Below are 19,144 nucleotides of genomic sequence, written 5' to 3' on the forward strand. Positions count from 1 at the left end.
CCGGCGGTCGTGCGGCTACTTCATGTCCTCCAGTTCCATGCCCTTGGTCTCGGGGATCTTGGACTTCACGAAGAAGAACGACAGGGCGGCGAAGAGTGCGAAGCCGCCGTAGACGATGGAGAGTCCGACCATCTCGGTGAGCGACGGGAACAGCAGCGAGATGACGAAGTTGGCCACCCAGTTCGCGGCCGTACCGATGCCGAGAGCCATGGCGCGCATACGGTTCGGGAACATCTCGCCGAGCAGGACCCACATGATCGGTCCCCACGTCGACGCGAAGAAGATCACGAACAGGTTTGCGCCGATCAGCGCCACGACGCCCCAGGGATCGGGCAGGGAGACCTCGTCGCCGGTGCCGATCTGCTGGGAGAACGCGATCGCCGCCATGAGGAGACCGACGAACATACCGATGGAACCGGCCATGAGCAGGTTGCGCCGACCCACCCGGTCGACGAAGAGAATGGCCACGAACGTCATGGCCACGTTGATCACGGAGGTGATGACCGACGTGGTGAAGGACTGACTCTCGGTGAAGCCCACCGACTTCCACAGTGTGGTGGAGTAGTAGAAGATCGCGTTGATACCGACGAACTGCTGCAGGACGGCCATGATGATGCCGACCCACACCAGCGGCTGCAGACCGAAGCGCGGACCGCGGATGTCGGCGAACGACGAGCGCTGCTCCTTGCGCAGAGTCAGGCGGATCTCGTGGATGCGCTCGTTGGGGTGCTTCTCGCCGGTGATGTTCGCGAGAATCTGCGCGGCCTCCTCGTCGAGGTGCTTGCCCACGAGGTAACGCGGCGACTCGGGGATGAGCAACGCGAGGACGCCGTAGACGACGGCGGGGATCACGCCGACGATGAACATCCACCGCCAGGCCTCGAGGCCGAGCCACAGGTCGTTGGACGCACCGTCCGCACGATCCGCCAGCACGGCGTCCGAGAGCAGTGCGGCGAAGATGCCGATGGTGATGGCCAGCTGCTGCAGCGACGCGAGGCTGCCGCGCATCCGGGCCGGCGAGATCTCCGCGATGTACGCGGGGGCGATCACCGACGCGATGCCGATGCCGAGACCGCCGAGCACACGCCACAGCATCAGGTCGGGAACGCTGAAGGCCAGACCCGAGCCGACCGACGAGATGATGAAGAGCGCGGACCCGAGCAGCATCACCTTCTTGCGTCCCCACCGGTCGGCCAGTCCGCCGGCGAACCAGGCGCCCGCCGCGCACCCGAGCAGGGCGATCGCGACGGTGAAGCCGGTGAGGAACTCGCCGAGGGCGAATCTGCCCTGGATGGAGTCGACGGCGCCGTTGATGACGGAACTGTCGAAACCGAAGAGAAAGCCGCCGACGGCGGCCGCAATGGTCACGCCGATGACTTTGGCCGTGTGATTGGCCGATGCCTGTGTGGTCATCCTTGTCCACCTACATGTCGGCCACCGGCCGCGCCGGTCGATGGCGGAGGAGTTTCGCTTGGTTCGGACCCTACGCCCGGCGCGACCGCTGTGGAGCGGCGACCTGACGGCAGTTTGAGCAGCGTCGGAACGGTGAATCCCGCCGGTCATGAAGAAGACTCTGCGACGCACCGGCGACGCCTCCGCCGACGTCGCGTGGGAGCGGTACATGGACCTGTCGCTCTGGTCGACGTGGGCACCGCAGATCATGGGGGTCGACGCGTCCACCGACCGTCTCGCCGCCGGCACGACCGGCACGGTGCGCGGACCCCTCGGCGTGCGGGTGTCCTTCGAGGTCCACTCCGTGGACGAGGCCGCACGGGTGTGGTCGTGGCGCGCGTGGATCGGCGCTCCGAGTGCCGGGCTCACCCTGGAACACGGTGTCGTCAGCGCGGGGTCGGGCTCGTCGACGTGGTTGGTCGTGGACGGTCTGGCACCGCTCGTCCTCGGCTACTCTCCAGCGGCCCTGTTCGCGCTCGGTCGACTGGTGACAGCGTGACGACCATCGGGGTCCGATCCCCGCACTCCCTGTAACGTCGGTCCTCGTGGGGGCAACCGAGAGCAGCCATGTCGTCTCGTCGCGCGACGGTGAGATCCGCGGCTACGGGCACGGCGACGTTGTCAGTTGGAAGGGCATCCCGTTCGCGGCGCCACCCGTGGCGGAGCACCGATTCCGCGCACCACGCCCACCGGAGCCGTGGGACGGGGTCCGCGACGGCAGGACCTTCGGTGCGATGGCACCGCAGGGCCGTGACGGCCCGATTCCCATGGACTCGTCCATCCCGATGGACGAGGACTGCCTGACTCTCAACGTCTGGGCCCCGACACCGGACGGCATCTCCCGTCCGGTGATGGTGTGGATCCACGGCGGTGCCTACGTCCTGGGATCATCTGCGCAACGGATCTACAACGGGCGCAACCTGTCCCGCCTCGGTGAGGTGGTGGTCGTGACCGTCAACTACCGGGTGGGCGCGCTGGGGTGGTTGGACCTGTCGTCGTTCGACACCGACGGCAGCGTCTTCGAGACCAATCTCGGGCTCCGCGACCAGATCGCGGCGCTCACGTGGGTGCGCGACTGCATCGCCGCGTTCGGCGGCGACCCGACCAACGTCACCGTCTTCGGTGAGTCGTCCGGTGGCGCGTCGGTGACCACTCTCATGACGTCACCGCACGCGGAAGGTCTGTTCCACAAGGCGATCGCCCAGAGTTCCCCGGCCACCTCGGTGTACGGCCCGGAACGCGCGCGCACCGTCGCGCAGCGGTTCCTCGAACTCGTCGATCTGCCCGCGGAGCGTGCCGAGGAGCTGCGGACGATGCCGGTGGAGAGGTTGGTCGACGCAGCCGAGAAGCTGGTCTACGAGGTTCCCGAGAAGGTTCCCGGCACATTGGGATTCGCACCCGTCGTCGACGGTGACGTGGTGCCGCGGTATCCGGTGGCCGCGTTCCAGAAGGGCTTCTCGCACGACGTCCCGCTCATCATCGGGTCTAATCACGACGAGGCATCGGTGTTCCGCCTGATGAAGTCGCCGTTGATGCCCGTCACCTCGGACACGGTGAGCACGATGTTCGAGGCGATCGCCGTCGATCATCCCGATCTCTCACCGGCTCGTATCGCCGACATCCTCTCCGCGTACCCGGATCTGCCGAAGAGTGCGGGCGCGCTGGCCCTCTCGCGCGACGCAGGGTTCCGGATGCCGAGCCTGTGGATCGCGGAGGCCCATTGCCGACGAGCGCCGACGTTCGTCTACCGCTTCGATCACGCGACACCCGTGCTGCGCGCGGCGCGTATCGGCGCCGGTCACGCCACCGAGTTGCCGTACGTCTTCGGCAATTTCGGGACCTTCGACCGGGACCCGACCTTCTGGCTGGGTGGGCGCAAGGCAGCGCAGCAGGTCTCCCGGCGAATTCAGCGACGCTGGGTGGCGTTCGCGTGGCACGGGGTTCCTGCTGCGCTGGACGGGTCGAAGCACTGGGCGCCCTACGACGAGCGTCGTCGCACTCTCGTCATCGACGGGCGTGATGCTCTGGTCGAGGATCCGGACCGTGAGCTGCGCGAGATCTGGGGCGAGAAGGTGCTCGGCTTCAGCTGAGGTTCGTCATGCCTTGCTGTAGGTGAGGCAGTTCGCGGTGTCCGACGACTCGCCGGCGCCGATGCGGACCGCTGTCGCGCTGCACTCGAGGTTGTCGTTGAACGAGCAGTCGACGCGCTGGCACGCACCGACCTGGGTGGAGACGGTGTCGAGACCGCCCTTGGTGCTCAAGGGAATGAACGTGCCGCAATCGGCCGTTCCGTTCGAGCCTCCGACATTGATGGCGAAGGCGTGGCATCCGTCGTGGTTGTACGAACAGGCGCTGACACTGCACTCACTGACGCGGGGCATTTCGAGGGAAGTCATGACGATGACGGTAATACGCGAAAAGCGTCTCCACCAGCAAGGTCAGGCTGACCTAGATATGGTCACCCTTTCTACAACAATGATGTTTCCTATTCTTTCGGGTCACGGATCGATGACGAATTCGTCGACGACGTAACGATCGGTCTGTTCGCTCGGATGGACAGATCATGAGACGAACACTTCTCGCGACCCTGGCCGTCACCGTGCTGTTCGCGAGCGGGTGCTCCGACTCCGGCCAGGGCTCCGCGGCGCCACCTCCTCCGACCACCACCACGACCTCGACAGCGGTGGGTCCGGCACCGGGTACGGAACCCGCGTCGTCGGCCGCGCCGGAACCGTCGACCGCGTGTGTGGAGGACTCCGTCGTGGCGGCGGGCATCGAATCGCTGCCCCAGTTCTTCGGTAGTGGGTGGCGGCTCGTCCGCGAGGGCGATCCCTGCGCGACGCTGTCGTGGGCGCTCGCGGCGCTCGACGGGGGCACGGGGTCGAGTCCGTGGACCGTCTTGTTCTTCCACGACGACACCTATCTCGGTACCGCCACCGCGTTGCCGTACTCGTTCACCGACGTCGCCTCGCAGACCGACGACACGGTCACGGTGTCGTACGGGTGGCTCCGGGAGGGTGAGTCCACCTCGCAGCAGTCCGGCGGACCCGGGTTAGTCCGCTACACCTGGAACGGATCGTCCGTGGTGATGCTGGACGACCTGCCGCAGGAGGTGGTGGACGGCAACAGGCAGACTCCTGCCGATCCGTGCCTGGACGACTCGGTGGTCGCCTCCGCGATCGACTCTCTGCCCACCTTCTCCGACAGCGACTGGAGCCTGTACAGCCAGGGCGATCCGTGCGCCACGCTGGCCTGGGCGATGGCCGTTCCCGACGGTGCCACCGGTTCGAGTCCCACGACGGTCCTGTTCTTCCATGACGGCGCATACCTCGGAACGGCGACCGCCCGTCCGTACGCGTTCACGGATCTCGACCCGTATGCGCAGACCGACGACACCGTGACGATCTCGTACCGGTGGCTCGTCGGCGACGAGGCCACCGCGGAAGCCTCCGGCGGTCCGGCACTCGTTCGCTACCGGTGGAACGGATCCTCGGTGGACATGCTCGATCCGCTGCCTCCCGAAGTGGCGAACGGCTGATTTCCACCGGTGGACGACCCGGCCGATCGGGTGCAGGATCACCGGTACGGGGCCGACGCGGAGGTGTCATGTCATGACTGTCGTTCGAGCAGCACTGGTTCAGACCACCTGGACCGGCGACAAGGAATCGATGATCCAGGCCCACGAGGAGTACGCCCGCCAGGCAGCCGAGCAGGGCGCGCAGGTGATCTGTTTTCAGGAACTGTTCTACGGCCCCTATTTCTGCCAGGTGCAGGACGCGTCCTTCTACGACTACGCCGAATCGGTTCCCGGACCCACCGTCGAGCGTTTCCAGTCTCTCGCGAAGGAACTCGGCATGGTGATGGTGCTGCCGGTCTACGAGAAGGAACAGCCAGGCATTCTGTACAACACCGCTGCCGTGGTGGACGCGGACGGCACGTACCTGGGCAAGTACCGCAAGCACCACATTCCGCACCTGAACGGCTTCTGGGAGAAGTTCTACTTCCGCCCCGGCAACCTGGGCTGGCCCGTGTTCGACACCGCCGTCGGCAAGGTGGGGGTCTACATCTGTTACGACCGCCATTTCCCGGAGGGCTGGCGCGCACTCGGACTGGCCGGTGCGGAGATCGTGTTCAATCCGTCCGCCACCTCGCGAGGCCTGTCGAACTACCTGTGGAAGCTCGAGCAACCGGCGTCGGCCGTGGCCAACGAGTACTACATCGGCGCGATCAACCGAGTGGGAGTCGAGGAGTTGGGCGACAACGACTTCTACGGTACGAGCTACTTCGTCGATCCCGAGGGGAAGTTCGTCGGCGACGTCGCCTCGGACAGCGCGGCCGAAGTGATCGTCCGCGATCTGGACCTGTCGCTCATCGCGACCGTCCGCGATCGGTGGGCTTTCTACCGCGATCGCAGACCCGACGCCTACGGTCCCCTGGTGACACCGTGACGACCACGTTCGTCCACGGGGGCATCGTCGTCTCGCCGACGGGGTCGCAGCCCCTGGACGTCCTGATCGACGGTGAGACGATCGTCGCAGTGCTGCAACCGGGTTCGACGCTGCTGGGCGCCGACCTCGCGTCGTCGAGCGACGTCGTCGTCGACGCGACCGGGAAGTACGTGATCCCCGGAGGGGTCGACGGCCACACCCACATGGAGATGCCGTTCGGCGGCACCTTCGCCTCCGACTCGTTCGAGACGGGGACGCGCGCTGCCGCGTGGGGCGGAACCACCACCATCGTCGACTTCGCCATCCAGAACCCCGGGATGCGTGTGCAGGACACCCTCGCCACGTGGCACGACAAGGCCGCCGGTTCGTGCGCCGTCGACTACGGCTTCCATCAGATCATCGGAGACGTCGACAGCGACTCGTTGAAGGCCATGAGCGAGTTGGTCTCCGAAGGTGTCACCAGCTTCAAGTTGTTCATGGCCTATCCCGGCGTCTTCTACTCGGACGACGGGAAGATCCTGCGGGCGATGCAGACTGCCGCCGAGACCGGCGCGCTGCTGATGATGCACGCGGAGAACGGCATCGCCATCGACGTCCTGGTCGAGCAGTCGATCGCACGCGGTGACACGGCGCCGTACTTCCACGGCACGTCCCGGCCGTGGCAGCTCGAGGAAGAAGCAACGCATCGCGCGATCATGCTGGCCGACGTGACTGGAGCGCCGCTGTACGTGGTCCACGTGTCGGCGAAACAGGCGCTCGAGCAGATCGCGACGGCACGAGGCAAGGGGCAGAACGTCTTCGCCGAGACGTGTCCGCAGTATCTGTACCTCTCGCTCGAGGAGCAACTCGGTGCGCCGGGCTTCGAGGGTGCGAAGTGGGTGTGCTCGACCCCGCTCCGGTCCCGTGCCGAGGGGCACCAGGACGAGCTGTGGCGGTACCTCCGCACGGGCGACGTCTCGACGGTCGGCACCGATCACTGTCCCTTCTGCATGAAGGACCAGAAGGAGATGGGAATCGGCGACTTCTCCAAGATCCCCAACGGAATCGGGTCGGTCGAACATCGGATGGACCTGATGTACCAGGGTGTGGTGTCGGGGAAGATCACGCTCGAGAAGTGGGTCGAGGTGTGCTGCACGACGCCGGCCCGCATGTTCGGGATGTACCCGCGCAAGGGCATCGTGTCGCCCGGTGCCGACGCGGATCTGGTGGTCTACGACCCGAACGGCCGCACCACCATCGGAGTCGAGACACACCACATGAGAATGGACTATTCCGCCTACGAGGGCATGACCGTGGACGGCCACGTCGACACGGTGATCTCCCGCGGAACCGTCGTCGTCGACCGCGGCGAGTACCTGGGCCGCGCCGGGCACGGCCGTTTCGTGCGCCGCGACCTGTCCCAGAATCTGGTGTGAAGGATGGACTTCGGAGTGGTGCTGCAGTGCACCCCACCCAGTTCGCGGGTGGTCGAACTCGCTCGCATCGCCGAGACGCACGGCTTCTCCCACGTGTGGACCTTCGATTCACACCTGCTGTGGCAGGAGCCCTACGTCATCCACAGTCAGATCCTCGCGAGCACCCGCACGGTGGTCGTCGGACCGATGGTGACCAACCCGTCGACGCGGGACGTCACGGTGACGGCATCGACGTTCGCCACACTCAACGAGATGTACGGCAACCGCACCGTGTGCGGGATCGGCCGCGGCGACTCCGCGGTGCGCACTCTGGGTGGGAAGCCCACCACGATCGCGCGGCTCGCCGAGTCGGTGGAGATCATCCGCGAACTCGGCAACGGGCGGTCCGCCCGCATCGGCGAGACCACCGTGCGGCTGCCGTGGGCGTCGCGGTCCGAGCTCGAGGTGTGGATCGCCGGATACGGCCCGCGGGCACTGGAACTCACCGGGCAGGTCGCCGACGGGTTCATCCTGCAACTCGCTGATCCCGACATCGTCGAGTGGACCGTGGCCACCGTCCGCGACGCCGCCGAGAAGGCGGGGCGCGACCCCGATGCCGTGACCATCTGCGTCGCCGCCCCCGCCTATGTCACCGACGGTTCCGCGGCCGCCGCCGCGCATGCCCGTGATCAGTGCCGGTGGTTCGGCGGCATGGTGGGAAACCACGTCGCGGACATCGTGTCCCGCTACGGAGCGACCTCCGGTGTCCCGGCCGCTCTCACGGACTACATCGCCGGCCGCCAGGGGTACGACTACAACCAACACGGCAGAGCCGGCAACACGCACGCCGACTTCGTGCCCGACGAGATCGTCGACCGGTTCTGCATCCTGGGCTCGCCCGAGCAGCACGTGCAGCGACTCCGGCAGCTCGAGTCGCTCGGTGTGGACCAGTTCGCGGTCTACCTCCAACACGATGCGAAGACCGCGACGCTGGATGCCTACGGCGAGTCGGTTCTTCCTGCCATGATGACGTCAGAGGTGGCGACGGAATCCGGAATCGCCCGATAACGGAGGTGGTACATGACCGACCATGTCTTCTATTCCTGGTCCGCGCAGGCGGAGCTGAACCCGGTCACCATCACCGGGGCGTCCGGGTCCTACTTCTGGGACGACCAGGGCAGGAAGTACCTCGACTTCTCCTCGCAGCTGGTCAACGTCAACATCGGGCACCAGCACCCCGACATCGTGGCGGCGATCGTCGAGCAGGCCGGTGTGCTCACCACCATCTCCCCGACGGTCGCGAACGACAAGCGCAGCGAACTCGCTCGACTGATCGCCGAGCGCGCTCCCGGTGACCTGAACCGCGTCTTCTTCACCACGGGCGGGGCCGAGGCCGTCGAGCACGCCGTGCGGTTCGCTCGCCAGCACACCGGGAGGACCAAGATGCTGGCCGCGTACCGGTCGTACCACGGCGGCACCGGTGTGGCCATCGGTCTGACGGGAGAGCCGCGCCGGTGGGGAACCGAGCCGACCAACGTCGACGTCGTCCGGTTCTTCGGGCCGTATCCCTATCGGTCACCCTGGAATTCGACCGGCCCCGAGGAGGAGACGGCCGCGGCGCTGGCCCACCTCGAGATGGTCATCACGCTGGAGGGACCGCAGAACATCGCGGGGCTCATTCTCGAGTCGGTGGTCGGCACCAACGGCGTACTGGTCCCGCCGCCGGGGTATCTGGCCGGTGTCCGCGAACTCTGCACTCGCTACGGCATCGTGTACATCGCCGACGAGGTGATGGTGGGCTTCGGCCGGACCGGGCACTGGTTCGCGTGCCAGGCGTGGGGCGTCGAGCCCGATCTGATCACCTTCGCGAAGGGTGTGAACTCCGGCTACGTCCCGCTCGGCGGAGTGGTGATCTCCGAGGAGATCGCGCAGCGGTACGACCACACGCCGTATCCGGGAGGTCTGACCTACTCGGGCCACGTGCTCGGCTGCGCCACCGGTATCGCGTCGATCCGGGTGTTCGAGCGCGACGACATCCTGGGCCACGTCCGCGCCGTGGGGGAGGACGTCCTCGGGCCGGGGCTCACCAAGCTGGGTGAGGCGCATCCGAGTGTGGGTGACGTGCGGGGCATGGGGTTCTTCTGGGCCGTCGAACTGGTGACGGACAAGGGCACCCGCGAGCCGCTGACACCGTTCAACGCCACCGGCGCCGCCGCAGCTCCCATGGCGGCCGTCACGAAGGCGGCCAAGGAGCGCGGGCTGTGGCCGTTCGTGGCGGGCAATCGGCTGCAGATCGCGCCGCCGCTCGTCACGACGGAGGAGGACATCCGTCGCGGACTCGAGATCCTCGACGAGGTGCTCGAGGTCGCCGACGGGTACACCCGGAACTAGAGCACGGCACCGGGATTCAGAATGCCCGCGGGATCGAGGGCGTGCTTGATGCGCCGGGTCAGCTCCATGACGTCCTCACCCACCTGATCCGGCAACCACGCCTTCTTGAGCCGGCCGACACCGTGTTCCCCGGTGATGGTGCCGCCCAACGAGATCGCGAGCGTCATGATCTCGCCGAATGCCTGGTGCGCACGCTCCTCCATGTCCGCGTCCTCGGGGTCGAACACGATCAGCGGGTGCGTGTTCCCGTCGCCCGCATGGGCGATGACGGCGACGACGACGCCGCGGGCATCGGCGATCTTCGCGATTCCCTGCACCAGGTCCGCGAGTGCGGGCAGCGGAACTCCGACGTCCTCGAGCAGGAGGGATCCGGTGCGTTCGACGGCGGGGATGGCGAAGCGCCGGGCTGCGGCGAACGCTTCGCCCTCGTCGGGATCGTCGGTCACGAACACCTCGTCGGCGCCGGCGGCCGTGCACGCCGCGGCCATGGTCTCGGTCTCCTCGGTGCGGTGCGCGCCGGGTGAGTCGGAGCGGGCGATGAGCATCGCTGCCGCCGTGCGGTCGAGGCCCATCTTCATGGCGTCCTCCACGGCGTTGATCGACGTGGAGTCCATGAACTCGAGCATGGCGGGCCGCAGCGAGCGGGTGATCGCCAGAATGGCGTCGGTCGCGTCGGACAGGCGGGTGAAGGTGGCCACGACCGTGCTCGCGGGTGGCTGAGCCGGGATCAGTCGCAGCGTCACTTCGGTGATGATGCCGAGGACGCCCTCGCTGCCAACGAAGAGTTTGGTCAGCGACAGGCCGGCCGAGTCCTTCAGACGCGGGCCGCCCAGGTTCACGACGGTGCCGTCGGCTAGGACCACCTCGAGACCGAGGATGTAGTCGGTGGTCACCCCGTACTTGACGCAGCACAGGCCGCCGGCGTTGGTGGCGGCGTTGCCGCCGATCGAACACATCTCGAACGACGACGGATCCGGTGGGTACCACAGGCCGTGTTCGGCCGCAGCGGCCTTGACCTCGACGTTGAGCAGACCGGGTTGGACCACGACCGTCCGCGTCACCGGGTCGACGGTGACGGCGCGCATCGCCTCGGTCGTCAGCACGATGCCGCCGTCGACGGCGGTCGCACCACCGGACAGACCGGATCCCGCGCCGCGCGGCACCACCGGGACGGAATGCTCGGTGGCCCAGAGCATGACGGCGCGGACGTCGGCCGTGCTGGTGGCGCGCACGACGGCGAGGGGAGTGCCGGCGTTCGGATCGCGGGCCCAGTCCTGGCGATAGCCGGCGGTGATGTCCGGATCGGTCACCACGATGGCGGCTCCGACCGCGTCTGTCAGGGACGTCACGAGATCGTCGATGATGCTCACCTTCCTCGACCGGCGGGTCCTACGTCTCGACGCTACCCCCAGCCCTGCCCGTGACCTCGCCGGAATGACGAGACACGGTGCGGGACAGTGGGTGACCGCGTCGAACGGTGGCCGGGTCGACGTCCGGCCGATGTTCACATCAGTCACACGAGCAACTCTGTTACCAGATCGTGCCCCGATGGGTGCCGACAAGAGCACGTCGGAGGATTAGCGTCCGGATGACGGAGATCGGCACGTGGGCCGAGACCGAGGGGGCGAGAAGGAGGCACTCATGGCACCGTCACACGACATCACACGGTCGGCATCTGCACCATCGACGACAGCGTCGCGCAGACCGACGAAGAACACCCCGTTCGAGTGCGCGGCGGCGCTGTTCTCCTACGACTTCGTCTCCAGCGGCGTCGACTACGACACCCTCGAGTCGCTCCATCGTGGCGAGGTGACCGAGTGGACGTCGGCGCTACGACGCTCGGGACTGTTCACCGATGCCGAGATGGACGCCCTCGCCGCCCAGTGGTCCGAACGTCCGGGCCTGCTGCTCGATGCGTTGCTCCGTGACGCCGACGAGATGACCGTGCGGCGTTGCCGGCTCGCGTGGTCGGCGATGGACCGGCTCGCGCCGTTCCAGATGCCCATCGCGCACAGCGGCTGACAGTCAGATCACCGCGGCATCGCCGCCGTCGACGACGTAGACCTGGTCGTCGGTGAGCGTGCGGTACGGCGTTCCCGCCGCGTCGCACGCCGCGGCCATCGCGGCCGACGCTCCGTCGGGATCCAGAGTGTCCGACGCCCAGTGCGGCACGAGCACGTCGTCGATGATTCCCAGGCCGGTCCACAGCACGTCCTCGCCCGTGGTCGGCTCCACCTCGCCAGGCGGGTCGGCGTACTCCACGCCCCGCAGTGTCGGACCCAGGACGCAGGCTCCGGCGCTGTACCCGCCGTACACGACGGAATCCTCCGCGAGCAGTCGAGCGATCGCCTCGTCGGCACCGGACGAGGCCATCCTGCGCCGGAGCACGAAGGTGTTCCCACCGCGGACCCACACGGCGGGGAAGGCGGCCAGGACGTCGTGCGCCGTGCTCGGCATCAACTCGCGCAGGTCGACCTCGACAGGGAGGAAACCCGCCGAGCGCAGGAGGGTGAACTCACTGGTGACCGCGGACGCGCGCGCGGCGTCGGGCCAGGAGTCCGCCGCGTTGGCGATGACGGCGATGCGGCCGGGTGGTCCGGTCAGTTCGAGGAACCGGTCACGGGCGAGCCCGAATCGGTAGGACGCGAGGAACAGGCGCATGGCGAGAGCGTAGGTCAGTACGCACGCGTCGGGTGTGCAGACGTGGTTAGTGTCGGGTGCATGTCGCTGCACAAGATGATCGATGATCCGTCCCGCGTCATCGTCGACGCCTGCCGCGCCGCCGCCCGGCGCAGCGCCGACCTCCGCTTCGTCGAACGGCCCGGATACTTCACGCGCCGCGGCCGCACGACGGACGGGCGCGTGGCCGTGATGTCGGGCGGTGGTTCCGGCCACGAACCGCTCCACTCCGGCTTCGTCGGCGCCGGGATGTTGGACGCGGCGGTGCCGGGGTCTGTGTTCACGAGCCCGAACGCGCTGCAGATCGAGGCGGCGACGCGGGCCGTCGAGGCCGGTGCCGGCGTGATCCACGTGGTCAAGAACTACACCGGCGACGTCATCAACTTCCGCATCGCGGCCGATCTGTGTGCTGCCGACGGCATCACGGTCGAGACGGTGCTCGTGGCCGACGACGTCGCGTCCGAGAGCGAGGACGGGCCCGGCCGACGCGGAACCGCCGCGACGGTGGCCGTCGAGAAGATCTGCGGCGCCGCCGCTGCTCGCGGCGACGACCTCGCCTCCGTCGCCGCGCTGGGGCGGCGGGTCGCCGAGGGCGCTCGCAGCATGGCGGTGGCCTTCCGTCCGTGCACGGTTCCGGGCGCGTCGTCCCCGTCCTTCGAGCTCGGCGACGACGAGGTCGAACTCGGTGTCGGTATCCACGGCGAGCGCGGCACCGCGCGCGTCGCGACGCTCACCGCCACCGAGATCGCCGAGGCGCTGCTCGGACCCGTGGCCGATTCGCTGGGACTGTCCGGCGGCGAGGGCGTCGTGCTCATCGTCAACGGACTCGGCGCGACCCATCCGCTCGAACTCGACATCGTCTTCGGTGCCGCGCTGCGGTATCTCGAGGGGCGCGGCATCACCGTCCGACGCACGCTCGTCGGGAGCCTCGTGACGGCGTTCGACATGGCGGGGGTGTCGTTGACCGCCGTCCGCTGCGACGACGAGATCCTCGGTTTGTGGGACGCCCCGACCGAGGCGCCCGCGTGGCCCCGCTCCCCGGCGCAGGACCTGCACGACGACGCCGTGGACGACACGGACGCGGCAGCGGTGTCGGAGCTTCCGGGCGGCGCGGCCGACCCGTTCGTCACCACCTGGGTCTCGTCGTTCGTCGAGCGTGTCCGGTCGTCGATCGACGAGCTCACCGACCTCGATCGCCGAGCCGGTGACGGCGACTTCGGAGTGAACATGCAGATCGGTCTGGCCGACTTCGCGGTGGACGAGAGTGCCTCGCCCGCAGCGGTGTTCGAGATCCTGGCTCGTGGATTCCTCGGCAATGCGGGCGGAACGTCCGGCGCTCTCTTCGGTGCGTTCTTCCACCGGGTCTCGGTCGCCTTCGACGGTCCCGGGGCGAGCACCGCGAGCATCGCCGCGGGAGTGGCCGACGGACTGGCCGCCATCACCGATCTCGGCGGTGCGCAGCCGGGAGACAAGACCATGGTGGACGCGCTGGACCCGGCGGCGCGAGCTCTGGGGGACGCCGGATCGGTCGAGCTCTCGGCGGCCCTCGCCGCGGCTGCCGAGGCTGCGACGCGCGGTGCCGAGTCCACGACGGACACCGTCGCCCAGCGTGGCCGCGCCAGCTACATCGGCGACGCGGCGCGCGGCGTCATCGACCCCGGTGCTCTCGTGGTCTCCTGGTTCTTCGCCGCCGCCTGAGCGGCTGCATCGGACCTCAGGAGGCGAGTGCGGCCCGAATTGCCCGGGCGGTCGCCTCGGGCTCGCTCTGACGCCGCGTGATCATGCCGGCGACGAAGCGGATGCGATCGCCGTGGTGGCGAGGTACGACATGCAGGTGCGAGTGGAACACGGTCTGGAAGGCGGCGCGTCCGTCGTTCATGGCGAGGTTGACCCCGTCCGCCGCCAGGGTGCTGCGGCGCATCGCGTCGGCCAGGGCCTGGCCGGCGGCGAAGACCTGCCCACCCACGACCGGGTCGAGTGTCTCGAGCCCCGAGGAGTGCACCTTGGGAACCACCAGGGTGTGCCCGCGGGTGACGGGCCGGATGTCGAGGAACGCGAGCACCGAGTCGGTCTCGTGGACGATCGTCGCGGGGGCGCGGCGGGCGACGATGTCGCAGAACACGCACTCGGTCATCGCTGCTGCTCCGTGACGGCGGCGACGAGTGCAGGCAGGGAGTCGGCCGCGGTCGCCCGCCAGACGTGGTGGGCCATGTCGGAGACCGCGGTCTCGTCCGGGTTGATCTCGATGACGACGGCGCCCGCGCTGCGAGCCTGAGCGGGAAGCCCCGCGAAGGGGTAGACCACGCCGGACGTTCCCACGACCAGGACGGCGTCGGCGGCCTCGACGGACGCCGCTACCGCTGCCCACTCCGCTTCCGGGAGCGGCTCGCCGAACCACACGACACCGGGGCGGACCGGACTTCCGCACAGACCGCACGCAGGCGGCGCGATGCGTTCCGCGCCGTCCTCGACGTCGTCGACCGGTCCCTCGAAAGGCTCCTCGCAGATCGAGCACCGCACCGCGGCCAGTGTGCCGTGGACGTGGGCCAGCACGGTGGACCCGGCGCGCTCGTGCAGGTCGTCGACGTTCTGCGTGGCGATCTCGACGGTCTGCTGCGGTGCGGACCTCTGCCACTGCGCGAGGGCCACATGACCGGCGTTCGGGCTCGAGGCGGCCACGAGCTGCGCTCGTCGGCGGTACCAGGCCCACACCAGATCCGGATCGCGGACGAACGCGTCGGGGCTGGCCAGCTCCTCCGGGGAGTACCGCTCCCACAGCCCGGTCTGCGCGTCGCGGAACGTCGGCACGCCCGACTGCGCGGACATCCCGGCCCCGGTGAGCACGGCGACGCGGGACGCGGACCGGACGGCCTCCAGCACGGGCTGCGGAACGTCGGATGCGGGGTCGGCACTGTCGGTGGTCATGAAGCGAGTGTGCCAAGTCGCACCGACACACTCGGTCCGTTATGACCTCCGCCTCACATTCGACCTCGACGCTCGGTATGTCTGTGTCGTGCGTTACCTTGCGGTGGGCCCACCCGGCCGACTCCAGGACCTCTCACGCGGGCGAACATGAGCCACCGTCGACGAGGTCGTTCTCGGAACCGACGACAGTCGGCGGCAGTGCAGCTCCGCGGGACGCGGACGTGCCGCCATTCACAGGAAGTACAGCTGGTGGAAGATTCTCGAGAAGCAGGGACGCTGGTCGGCGTCGTGCGTGAGACGAACGAGGGGGAGCGCCGGGTGGCGCTGGTCCCCAAGGTGGTCGCCGCGCTGACGGGCAAGGGTGTGCGCGTGGTGGTGGAGGCGGGTGCCGGTCTGGGCGCTCTGATCCCCGATCAGCTGTACGTCGACGCCGGTGCGAGCATCGGCGATCCGTACAGCGCCGACGTGGTGGTCAAGGTGGCGCCGCCGTCGTCGGCCGAGGTGCGCAAGCTGCGCCGCGGATCGACGCTCATCGGCTTCCTCGCGCCGCGCAACGCGGACACGATCATTCCGGAGTTGACCGCCGCGGGCGTGCAGGCCTTCGCGGTGGAAGCAATCCCGCGGATTTCTCGCGCGCAGGTCATGGACGCGTTGTCCTCGCAGGCCAACGTCGCCGGCTACAAGGCGGTGCTGCTCGCGGCGTCGGAGTCGACGCGGTTCTTCCCGATGCTCACCACCGCGGCGGGCACCGTGAAGCCGGCGACGGTGCTGGTACTCGGTGTGGGTGTGGCGGGGCTGCAGGCGTTGGCGACGGCGAAGCGTCTCGGTGGCCGCGCCACCGGGTACGACGTGCGTCCCGAGGTCGCCGATCAGGTGCGGTCGGTCGGCGCGCAGTGGCTGGATCTGGGGATCGACGCCGCCGGTGAGGGCGGCTACGCCCGTGAGCTCACCGAGGACGAGCGTGCCCAGCAGCAGGCGGCGCTGGAGAAGGCGATCTCGACGTTCGACGTCGTCATCACCACCGCTCTGGTGCCGGGTCGTCCGGCGCCGAAGTTGGTCACCGCGGCGGCTGCCGCGGGGATGCGACCGGGCAGTGTCGTCGTCGACCTCGCGGGGGAGACCGGTGGCAACTGCGAGCTCACCGAGCCGGGTCGCACGGTGGTGAAGAACGACGTCATCATCGCCTCGCCGCTGAATCTGCCGGCGACGATGCCCGAGCACGCGAGTGAGCTGTACTCCAAGAACATCTCGGCGCTGATCGAACTGATGCTCGACGATGCCGGTGCCCTCGCCCCCGATTTCACCGACGAGGTCCTCGCGAAATCGTGCGTGACGCGCACGGCCGACACCACCGTGAAGGCGGACGCCTGATGTACACACCGTTGCTCGCGAACATCGCGATCCTGGTCCTGGCCGGGTTCGTCGGTTTCGCTGTCATCTCCAAGGTGCCGAACACGCTGCACACGCCGCTGATGTCGGGTACCAACGCCATCCACGGCATCGTCGTGCTCGGCGCCCTCATCGTGTTGGGCCGGTTGCCGGAGGACGCGCCGTGGGGTGTGCGGATCATCGCGTTCGTCGCGTTGATCTTCGGCACGCTCAACGTCGTCGGTGGGTTCCTGGTCACCGACCGCATGCTCGGCATGTTCAAGGGCAAGAAGGCGCCCGCTGCTGTGTCGACGGCAACCGGCGAGAAGGGTGCTGATTCCTGATGAACAATCTCGTCAACATCCTCTACATCGTCGCGTTCGCGATGTTCATCTACGGCCTGATGGGTCTGACCGGCCCGAAGACGGCGGTACGCGGCAACTGGATCGCCGCTGTCGGTATGGGTATCGCCGTGGTGGCGACTCTGATCGAGGTCCGTGACACGGCGGCGATCAACTGGATCCTCATCGCCGCCGGTCTGGCCATCGGTGTCCTGCTGGGTGTCCCGCCGGCCAAGCGCACGAAGATGACGGCGATGCCGCAGCTGGTGGCGCTGTTCAACGGCGTGGGCGGCGGCACGGTCGCATTGATCGCCTGGTCGGAGTTCATCGAGACCGACGGGTTCTCCGCGTTCCAGCACGGTGAAGAGCCGACGGTGCACATCGTCATCGGGTCACTGTTCGCGGCGGTCATCGGCTCGGTGTCGTTCTGGGGTTCGCTGGTGGCGTTCCTGAAGCTGCAGGAGCTGCTGAACAAGAAGGTCGAGAAGGCGTTCGTGAAGAACGCCCGCATCTTCCAGCTCACCAACATCGTGTTGCTGCTCCTCGCGGTGGCGGTGTCGGTCTACATCGGTCTGCGCGCCACCCCGGGGGAGGGCACCTCGCAGTGGTGGATCGTGCTGGTGCTCGTCGCGGCGGCGCTGATGGGCCTGTTCGTGGTGTTCCCCATCGGCGGCGCGGACATGCCGGTGGTGATCTCGCTGCTGAACGCGTTGACGGGTCTGTCGGCTGCGGCGGCGGGGTTGGCGCTGAACAACACCGCGATGATCGTGGCGGGCATGATCGTCGGCGCGTCCGGTACCATCCTCACGAATCTGATGGCGACGGCGATGAACCGGTCGATCCCGGCGATCGTGTTCGGGTCGTTCGGTGGCGGCGGCGCGTCCGCGGTCGGTGGCCCGGACGATGCCGGCGGCACGGTGAAGTCCACCTCGGCGGCGGACGTGGCGATCCAGATGGCGTACGCCTCGCAGGTCATCGTGGTGCCCGGCTACGGTCTCGCGGTCGCGCAGGCCCAGCACGCGGTCAAGGACATGGCGTCGATCCTCGAGTCCAAGGGCGTGGAGGTGAAGTACGCGATCCATCCGGTGGCCGGGCGCATGCCGGGTCACATGAACGTGTTGCTCGCCGAGGCGGACGTGGAGTACGAGGCGATGAAGGAGATGGACGACATCAACGGGGAGTTCTCCCGCACCGATGTCACCCTCGTCATCGGCGCGAACGACGTCACCAACCCGGCGGCGCGCAACGATCCGAGTTCGCCGATCCACGGGATGCCGATCCTGAACGTGGACGAGTCGCGGTCGGTGATCGTGCTCAAGCGGTCGATGAGCTCCGGGTACGCCGGTATCGACAATCCGCTGTTCACGGCGGACCGCACGTCGATGCTCTTCGGGGACGCGAAGAAGTCCGTCAACGCCGTCATCGAGGAACTCAAAGCCCTCTAGGTGTACCCGGCCCTGATGCCCCGCCCGCTCACCGGCGGCGGAGCATCAGGGCCGCGGTGTCGAGAGGGTTCTTTGCCTCGCGGGCAGCGGCGACGGGGGAGTGCGCCATGACGACACCGGCGGCGCCCCACCACATCCCGGTCACCAGCAGCGCCCCGACGATGCCGATGCCTGTCGCACCCGCGGTGACCACGGCGGCGAGGGCCACGCCTGCGACCAGGGCCGAGCCCAGCCCCAGGACGACGGGCCGCAGCCGACCGGGCACGACCAGCGCACCCGACGCGATCACCGAGGATGCTGCGACCACGCGGCCGTCGGGAAGTGCCGACGTCGCGATGTGATCGGACAGCCATGCCGACCCGGCTGCCGCGGTCAGGGTCGACCCGAGGCACAGCATGAGGATCGCGCCGATGCCGTACGGCAACTTGCGCACCACCGCGACCACCGTCAGCGCGGCGACCACCACCAGCACGGTCGTCACGTCGATGACGTCGAGCACCGTGTCGGCCGGGGCGTACAGGGCCTCGAGCGCGACCGACGCCGGTGGGTAGCGCACGCCCAGCAGCGGCAGGACGGCGTAGAGCACGACCAGTGCCGCCGCGGACACTCCGGTCAGTGCCCACCACCGAGGGGTGGTGCGTCGGGCGCGAAGCGCGATCTGTTGCGTCGTCGTGGTACTCACGGGTCCCCATGATGGCGCA

The 19,144-nt window shown here is 68.2% G+C and carries 19 protein-coding genes; 12 read left to right on the forward strand and 7 right to left on the reverse strand.

Going from position 1 to position 19,144, the window contains the following annotated elements:
• Nucleotides 1–15 precede the first annotated feature (15 nt).
• A complete protein-coding gene (locus tag ASG69_RS13205) occupies nt 16–1,413 on the reverse strand; it encodes a sugar porter family MFS transporter (RefSeq protein WP_027504958.1) in 1,398 nt (465 codons plus the stop codon).
• A 148-nt stretch (nt 1,414–1,561) separates the two neighbouring features.
• On the opposite strand from ASG69_RS13205, the gene ASG69_RS13210 reads away from it, so the two are divergent.
• Nucleotides 1,562–1,951 (forward strand): SRPBCC family protein, encoded by a 390-nt coding sequence (locus ASG69_RS13210; RefSeq protein ID WP_027504959.1) that lies wholly within the window; start codon nt 1,562–1,564, stop codon nt 1,949–1,951.
• Nucleotides 1,952–1,997: 46 nt separating this feature from the next.
• Complete coding sequence (locus ASG69_RS13215) at nt 1,998–3,542, forward strand: carboxylesterase/lipase family protein (RefSeq protein ID WP_056448415.1); 1,545 nt, start codon at nt 1,998–2,000, stop codon at nt 3,540–3,542.
• A 6-nt stretch (nt 3,543–3,548) separates the two neighbouring features.
• Here ASG69_RS13215 and ASG69_RS13220 read toward each other — a convergent pair whose 3' ends face one another.
• A complete protein-coding gene (locus ASG69_RS13220) occupies nt 3,549–3,848 on the reverse strand; it encodes a DUF1540 domain-containing protein (RefSeq protein WP_056448418.1) in 300 nt (99 codons plus the stop codon).
• A gap of 167 nt (nt 3,849–4,015) precedes the next feature.
• On the opposite strand from ASG69_RS13220, the gene ASG69_RS13225 reads away from it, so the two are divergent.
• The 5 genes from ASG69_RS13225 to ASG69_RS13245 all read left to right on the forward strand — a co-directional run bounded on the left by ASG69_RS13225 (nt 4,016) and on the right by ASG69_RS13245 (nt 9,685).
• Nucleotides 4,016–4,990, forward strand: coding sequence for an LppP/LprE family lipoprotein (locus ASG69_RS13225; protein WP_056448420.1), 975 nt, complete (start codon nt 4,016–4,018; stop codon nt 4,988–4,990).
• A 73-nt stretch (nt 4,991–5,063) separates the two neighbouring features.
• Nucleotides 5,064–5,900, forward strand: a complete 837-nt coding sequence (locus ASG69_RS13230) for a nitrilase-related carbon-nitrogen hydrolase (RefSeq protein ID WP_056448423.1) — start codon at nt 5,064–5,066, stop codon at nt 5,898–5,900.
• Entirely contained in the window at nt 5,897–7,315 is a 1,419-nt protein-coding gene (hydA, locus tag ASG69_RS13235; protein ID WP_027504963.1) for a dihydropyrimidinase, read from the forward strand. The genes ASG69_RS13230 and hydA overlap by 4 nt, the downstream gene beginning before the upstream one ends.
• A gap of 3 nt (nt 7,316–7,318) precedes the next feature.
• Complete coding sequence (locus tag ASG69_RS13240; protein ID WP_056448430.1) at nt 7,319–8,362, forward strand: TIGR03842 family LLM class F420-dependent oxidoreductase; 1,044 nt, start codon at nt 7,319–7,321, stop codon at nt 8,360–8,362.
• A 12-nt stretch (nt 8,363–8,374) separates the two neighbouring features.
• The gene (locus ASG69_RS13245; protein ID WP_056448433.1) at nt 8,375–9,685 is read left to right on the forward strand and encodes an aspartate aminotransferase family protein; all 1,311 of its coding nucleotides are present in this window, start codon (nt 8,375–8,377) and stop codon (nt 9,683–9,685) included.
• Here ASG69_RS13245 and ASG69_RS13250 read toward each other — a convergent pair.
• On the reverse strand, nt 9,682–11,055 hold the full coding sequence (locus ASG69_RS13250) for an FAD-binding oxidoreductase (RefSeq protein WP_156380527.1): 1,374 nt from the start codon (nt 11,053–11,055) through the stop codon (nt 9,682–9,684). The two genes, ASG69_RS13245 and ASG69_RS13250, sit on opposite strands and share 4 nt — an antisense overlap.
• Before the next feature lie 271 nt (nt 11,056–11,326).
• Here ASG69_RS13250 and ASG69_RS13255 point away from each other — a divergent pair, with 271 nt between their 5' ends.
• A complete protein-coding gene (locus ASG69_RS13255) occupies nt 11,327–11,707 on the forward strand; it encodes a hypothetical protein (protein ID WP_235578956.1) in 381 nt (126 codons plus the stop codon).
• A gap of 3 nt (nt 11,708–11,710) precedes the next feature.
• On the opposite strand, the gene ASG69_RS13260 is transcribed toward ASG69_RS13255, so the two are convergent.
• A complete protein-coding gene (locus tag ASG69_RS13260) occupies nt 11,711–12,346 on the reverse strand; it encodes a Type 1 glutamine amidotransferase-like domain-containing protein (RefSeq protein ID WP_027504967.1) in 636 nt (211 codons plus the stop codon).
• Nucleotides 12,347–12,406: 60 nt separating this feature from the next.
• On the opposite strand from ASG69_RS13260, the gene dhaL reads away from it, so the two are divergent.
• The gene (dhaL, locus tag ASG69_RS13265; RefSeq protein ID WP_082544671.1) at nt 12,407–14,062 is read left to right on the forward strand and encodes a dihydroxyacetone kinase subunit DhaL; all 1,656 of its coding nucleotides are present in this window, start codon (nt 12,407–12,409) and stop codon (nt 14,060–14,062) included.
• Between the two features lie 16 nt (nt 14,063–14,078).
• Here dhaL and ASG69_RS13270 read toward each other — a convergent pair whose 3' ends face one another.
• Together ASG69_RS13270 and ASG69_RS13275 are read right to left on the reverse strand one after the other, a co-directional pair.
• On the reverse strand, nt 14,079–14,498 hold the full coding sequence (locus ASG69_RS13270) for an HIT family protein (RefSeq protein ID WP_056448436.1): 420 nt from the start codon (nt 14,496–14,498) through the stop codon (nt 14,079–14,081).
• Entirely contained in the window at nt 14,495–15,289 is a 795-nt protein-coding gene (locus ASG69_RS13275; protein ID WP_027504970.1) for an SIR2 family NAD-dependent protein deacylase, read from the reverse strand. The genes ASG69_RS13270 and ASG69_RS13275 overlap by 4 nt, the downstream gene beginning before the upstream one ends.
• Nucleotides 15,290–15,535: 246 nt before the next feature.
• Here ASG69_RS13275 and ASG69_RS13280 point away from each other — a divergent pair, with 246 nt between their 5' ends.
• The 3 genes from ASG69_RS13280 to ASG69_RS13290 are packed head-to-tail and all read left to right on the forward strand — an operon-like array spanning nt 15,536 to nt 18,443.
• Nucleotides 15,536–16,660 carry an NAD(P) transhydrogenase subunit alpha gene (locus tag ASG69_RS13280; RefSeq protein ID WP_261775823.1) on the forward strand — a complete coding sequence of 375 codons (1,125 nt, stop codon included), beginning with the start codon at nt 15,536–15,538 and terminating at the stop codon, nt 16,658–16,660.
• Complete coding sequence (locus ASG69_RS13285) at nt 16,660–17,001, forward strand: NAD(P) transhydrogenase subunit alpha (protein WP_056448442.1); 342 nt, start codon at nt 16,660–16,662, stop codon at nt 16,999–17,001. Before ASG69_RS13280 ends, ASG69_RS13285 begins: the two co-directional genes overlap by 1 nt.
• Nucleotides 17,001–18,443 carry an NAD(P)(+) transhydrogenase (Re/Si-specific) subunit beta gene (locus ASG69_RS13290; protein ID WP_056448445.1) on the forward strand — a complete coding sequence of 481 codons (1,443 nt, stop codon included), beginning with the start codon at nt 17,001–17,003 and terminating at the stop codon, nt 18,441–18,443. Before ASG69_RS13285 ends, ASG69_RS13290 begins: the two co-directional genes overlap by 1 nt.
• 28 nt (nt 18,444–18,471) lie before the next feature.
• Here the strand turns inward: ASG69_RS13290 and ASG69_RS13295 are convergent, their stop codons facing one another.
• Entirely contained in the window at nt 18,472–19,125 is a 654-nt protein-coding gene (locus ASG69_RS13295) for a hypothetical protein (RefSeq protein WP_056448448.1), read from the reverse strand.
• Between the last annotated feature and the right edge of the window lie 19 nt (nt 19,126–19,144).

The organism is Rhodococcus sp. Leaf225, assembly GCF_001426145.1.
GTDB lineage: Bacteria > Actinomycetota > Actinomycetes > Mycobacteriales > Mycobacteriaceae > Rhodococcoides.